This window comes from Neobacillus jeddahensis (assembly GCF_000612625.1).
In the GTDB taxonomy this organism is placed as follows: Bacteria; Bacillota; Bacilli; order Bacillales; family Cytobacillaceae; genus Neobacillus; species Neobacillus jeddahensis.
Map to the genome: position 1 here is coordinate 1 of NZ_CCAS010000110.1, position 3581 is coordinate 3581.

2 protein-coding genes and 1 pseudogene are annotated in these 3581 nt (G+C 36.7%); 2 read left to right on the plus strand and 1 reads right to left on the minus strand.

The features are described from left to right. A pseudogene (locus TY15_RS22600) lies at positions 1-468 on the minus strand (FMN-binding glutamate synthase family protein); the annotation flags it as partial. 195 nt (positions 469-663) lie between these two features. Here TY15_RS22600 and TY15_RS22605 point away from each other — a divergent pair. Together TY15_RS22605 and TY15_RS24800 are read left to right on the plus strand one after the other, a co-directional pair. Further along, a complete protein-coding gene (locus TY15_RS22605; RefSeq protein ID WP_040206881.1) occupies positions 664-1401 on the plus strand; it encodes a YqjF family protein in 738 nt (245 codons plus the stop codon). A gap of 1223 nt (positions 1402-2624) precedes the next feature. Next, entirely contained in the window at positions 2625-3083 is a 459-nt protein-coding gene (locus TY15_RS24800) for a transporter (RefSeq protein ID WP_074432862.1), read from the plus strand. The last annotated feature ends 498 nt before the right edge of the window (positions 3084-3581 follow it).

Below are 3581 nucleotides of genomic sequence, written 5' to 3' on the forward strand. Positions count from 1 at the left end.
AGCAGCATGAGCTAAGGAGAGTCTCACTTCTTCACTGAGTGCTATTCCATAGGCCATGCCGCTGATCATTAGCGGGATTTTTATTTCCATTGGTTTTTTTGCATTTGGTCCAATGGTAACCTGCACATCTACATCTTCTTCACCGTCAATTGGAAATGGTGTTGTTTGGGCAGGGATAAAAGTGATCGGATCTAAATGCGGCCATTTTTTTGAAGATCCCATCGGGCGGTGGAGGACGTCGCCTGTTTCTGCCCGCAGGCTATTTTCAAGCATATTTTGAATACCCATATGCCTGAGTCCTGGCATCAACTCCATCACATTTTCTTGATAACTGTCAGATAATATAATTTTTCCCATATGCTTCACCATCAGTTTCATGAACCAACGCCATCCAAAAAGCATGAATATAAAAGTGGTGAAAATAATTGCTACCATTCCAAAAGTTAAGTAATAAAAAATATTCTCCATAGTTATTGCTCCATATTCTGCATCGTTTCAAAAATAAAACCAATTAATCTTAGTATATCCAAAAAAAGGAAAACATTATAAATATCAAATTGTACTTTTAAAATGTTGGGATTATATGTATATAACATCGTATTAAATTTTTTATTTACTCCAAACTATATACATATAAAAACAGGGGGACTCATTGTGAATATCATGAATGATATTGGGCATCGAGGATGGCCATTACCATCAAAATACTGGATTATGCAGCAAACTTGGAGAAATTTATTATTTTTACATTGGCCAATTCCACTTAATACACTACGGCCATATATTCCTTCTTCTTTACAAATTGATACTTTTAATGGCTCCGCATGGTTAGGGGTCATTGCATTTGTTTTAGAGGGAATTTTTCCTCGTGGATTATCATCTATTTCCCTTACACCCAAATTTCCAGAAATAAATGTAAGGACATATGTTACCTGCGATGGAAAACCCGGTATTTATTTTTTATCTATTGATGTTGAGAACTGGGCTTCATTAAAGATTGCAAAAAGATGGTTTCATTTACCGTATAATTCGGCACAAATTTCTTTTCGAAAAGAAGAACAATCCTTTCATTTTCATAGCAGCCGGAAAGGCCATTTTAATACTCCTATCTCATTTAAGGGGAAATACGTTCCGGTATCGGAAGTTTATTATCCAAGGGAAGGAACGCTGGATCATTGGCTCACTGAGCGGTATTGCCTCTATAGTTCGAATAATGGAGCCAACATTTATTGCGGTGAAATACACCATCTGCCTTGGCCCTTGCAAAAAGCAGAAATACAGATAGTTGAGAATACCCTTTTTTCTCCATTTCATTTTGAACTTTCTCAAGTTAATCCGATTGCTCATTTCTCCACTGGGGTTGATTCGTTAGTGTGGAATATTAAGAAAAAAAAAATCTAGTAAAACACATGTCAAGTGAAAAAGTTTTAAATTATGTATATTTTGGTTGGTCGCGATAAATTATATGTTTATGGAAATTATTTCTATAAACTATCAATTTGAGGGTGGATCTCAATGGTTAAGCATAAAACGAAAGTAGCATTCTCGTTAGCCACATTAATTCTTCCGTGGCTTACCGTTCCTTTTTTGGGGAAAAGGAGTTTTTTTAGGTTTTTACCTGTAGCAAGTTTTGTCAATTTAGTTTTAAGCGTATTTAATCTAATTTGTTATAGGAAAAAATGGTGGATCACGAAAAACCCTATCTCTCCTGGCCCTATCGATTTCACCTATATATTGGGCCCTTATTTTGTAGCAACACTTTGGATTTTTAAATTAACATTCGGGAATTTCCCCAAGTACTTACTTACAAATATGGTATTGGATGTCATTAATGCCTTTCCATTACCTTATATTGGGAGGAAGTTTGGAATTGTCAAATTCATAAAGATGAAACATTCAACTTGGTATTTTATTTGTGTATTCTTAGCAATCATTATTTATGGCTTTCAGTCCGTTGTAGAACAATCAATTAGGAAGGCAGGCAATTATTCCGGAAGAAGGAAACGTGGTTTAGAAAATAGATAAAAAACTCCTCATTTAGATACACGACGGTTTTTACTATTAGTATTTTTGTGTGTCTGCACAGATTGCCATGGCATCGCGCATGAAAGTCGCTAAAATCCAGACCATAAGAAGCTCTAAAGTGAATGATGATTGGGTTTTTCACACAATCAGTTTGAAGGAAAAAAAGGTAAGACTGATTTTTTAAATCGGTTTTGCCTTTTTTACTGTATTTTTGGCTAACAAAGCGAAGTCTTCAGCTTCTTAATCATTGTTATATTGAGAAATGAAGGGTTTTGCTAGCCGGGAAGGGTGTAGTTTATCTCCTAAACTAAAATAGTCACAAAAGTTCATGATAAGAGGCCTCCATTTTTCAGGGTCAATATGATGTTTCTTTCCATCTACTAAAATAGACTCGTCAATATGGAAGGTAAGTTTAACACGCATTCCCTTTCCCTTATTAAATTTATGACAGTCTGGGAATTCCCGCTCATCTCCAACAAATGGTAGGGCTACCTAAAAAGTCAGTTAACCAATTTTAGACTGGGAATAGCTTCACATAAGAACAGTCCAACATACTAATACTTTAGAGGTTTATTTAAGATAAGAAGGTGATTTTTTAAATGTATATTCAAACAGATTACTCTCCATATATGAATTATGCTCAGCAATCGGAGCGTCTATTTCCGGGTTTGCCAGGGCCACAGTTTCCGGGATCATCAGGCTTCCCGGGCTTCCCAGGACCTGGGTTATCAGGACCACCAAGTTTTCCGGGCTTCCCAGGACCTGAGTTTTCGGGACCATCAGGCTTCCCAGGTTTACCCGGATCACAAGCTCCAACCGCTCCTCCTCCAGCATTTATTCCTCAACAAGCAGTTGCTTCACCGTTTGCTGTAGATCCAGGAGCAATTAGGCTGTGTCTGTTTCGTAATACTTTTATATGGCTTAGTAATGGTGAAGCGTTTTGGTATTATCCTATTCTTATAGGTCCTAGGTCCGTTGCTGGTTTCAGATGGAATGGAAGGTTCTGGATGATCTTTGGGGTAGATACAAGACGAATTATTTCGTTTACATGTTTTTAAAAACAATAAATTAAAGGACTGCCCAACAATAGTCAGTTGGGCAGTTTTTTTATTCAAAAAGGAGTATTCAGTCAGGAAAAGCTGTGTATATCAACCACAAGTTGACTTTCGGCATGCGGTTTGGTGGACAGAATAGCTTGGATTTTTTTTGGGTCTATTTGGAAGAATATATGTATATTTGCTAACTCTTCTTCAAAGGAGGATCATGATGTCCCTCGCTATTCTAGCCTTGTTAGGATGGATTGTGTTGATCATATTCGCTATTATGCCCAAAGGGTTTACTCTTATTGAAATGTTTTTTTGTACTCCCTTATCTGATTAGCGGCCAATCTTCACTTTCACCAATGGCATATTGTACACCTTGCTATCGGTGAAAATCTGAAGAGACCAAAATAGGACTCGTCGTACCGGCCAATATGGACATCGAGGCTATCTCTACTATAGACTCTAGATGTATTCTATTTTTATTTTATCAAATAAATTAAAATAGAATATAAT